Annotated in this window: 1 protein-coding gene; it reads right to left on the bottom strand. The window is 41.1% G+C overall.

From position 1 onward, the window contains the following. Positions 1–570 (bottom strand): ABC transporter substrate-binding protein (locus tag A3761_RS23335; RefSeq protein ID WP_068751000.1); only part of this gene is annotated, 570 nt, incomplete at its 3' end. Between the last annotated feature and the right edge of the window lie 1,138 nt (positions 571–1,708).

Consider the following 1,708-nt stretch of genomic DNA (forward strand, 5'->3'; position numbering starts at 1 on the left):
AGATTCCTCTACGAAAGCATCAATCCTATCTATTTTAAGTAATTCAACTAGACGGCTAAAAGCATCATCACCATGAAGAATAGTTAAACGTGCGATATTCGCTTGGTTTGGCTCAATATATTCCTTAAGAAGGCTGCCATAAGAGTAATTCTTTATAGCACCAAGGTTGATATTCTGTAATGACTTAAACCCACTAAAACGCCAATCAGATGTGTTTTTCACATAGAAAACATGTTCAATGCTATACAAAGGTTCATCTGGAAAAATGAAATCAGGTGTTTCATCTCTACCCGTACCAATAATTCCATCATAGTCACCATTACGGACAGTCAAAATTGAACGAATCCAGGGCCTAACGATATAATTTATCTTATACCCCTCCTGCGAAAAGGAATAATTTGCAATCTCTACCAAAAGGCCAGGTCTCTCTGTGCCAGGAACACAGTTATAGGGGCACCATTGATCTGCAACTAAGGTAATTTCCTTTGCTTGATCACTAGTTGATGACGCATAGCTAATGGACACGACTGGAATAAAAAGCAGAAGCATTCTAAAAATACGCAGTTTCATATCCTTTCCCCCTTATTCATAGCAAGCTATTCACGATAGTCTCATACTAAACTTACCCGATAGCCATAGTGTAGACCACATTAAATTCTCTACAGCAAGCCAGCTACTTACGAAAAGTAACAAATACTTTAAGAGACAACCAGACAACCAGACAACCACTCGGACACTTAACGCCTTTAGCAGCGGCCGAGCGCAGCGAGGTCCAGCCCCAGCGTCTTTTTGCTGGGGCGATGCTGGCTAAACTTGTTAGAACTTTACTACGCATAAAGTAGAAATAATACAAAGCCAACCCCTGAAACTAAGGCCAATAAAAAGACACAGTGAAATATAAAATTAGCTAGCCGCCACCTGACATTAAAGCCTTGTCGATAATTGGTGGTAAGCGCATAAAATATTGAGCCTACGCACAAGATTGATACTAACAATAAAGCTACATGCTGAGTTAAAGCAAAATAACAGCTAATTAACCCTATGAGAAAGCCGTATGTTGCTAAAGATGAAGCTTTCGTTGTACCCCAAAATTCTTTTTTTTCTATATCCATTTTAGGTTGATCTACAATCTGATTAAAAAGTTCTAACGCTTTTATAAACGGCGCACGGCTCTATCGTGCGTCCAACGCAGGCCACGTTTCTTTGTGGCCGGAGTGATGTTTGATGAACTGGTTAGATGTTTTAGAACTCCCAACTACACCAAACACCACGTTAAAACCAAAGTGCTTGCCCAGAGACAAAAACACCGCAGATGGCGACTTTACCGGATTCCCTAGGAACACACCATTGACGAAGCCTCTACAAATTAAAATGTGCTTGAGAAGCTTAAACAGTAGAGCGGAACAGTGGGAAAACGTGCCACCTACCCTAAAACTTTAAACGGAGGAATACATGATAAGAAACGAGCATTCCCTGCCGAATATTGAGCCCTAAACCTTAAGAGCCAAAAAACATTTAACGCCTTGGTGACATGCGCCGCCAGGCGTCATGTTGACCAACTTGTTATGTGTTCCCCAGGGTCTCGCGACGCCAATTCGTCAACACTTTCCTTTGAAAGAATAATATTCCCAAAATAGGCTGCGTCGCAATGATTGCCCCATTCCATATAGTAAACCAAATGGCATATACCACTCTCATCCACCTTGAT

The sequence above is a fragment of the Oleiphilus sp. HI0123 genome (assembly GCF_001635315.1).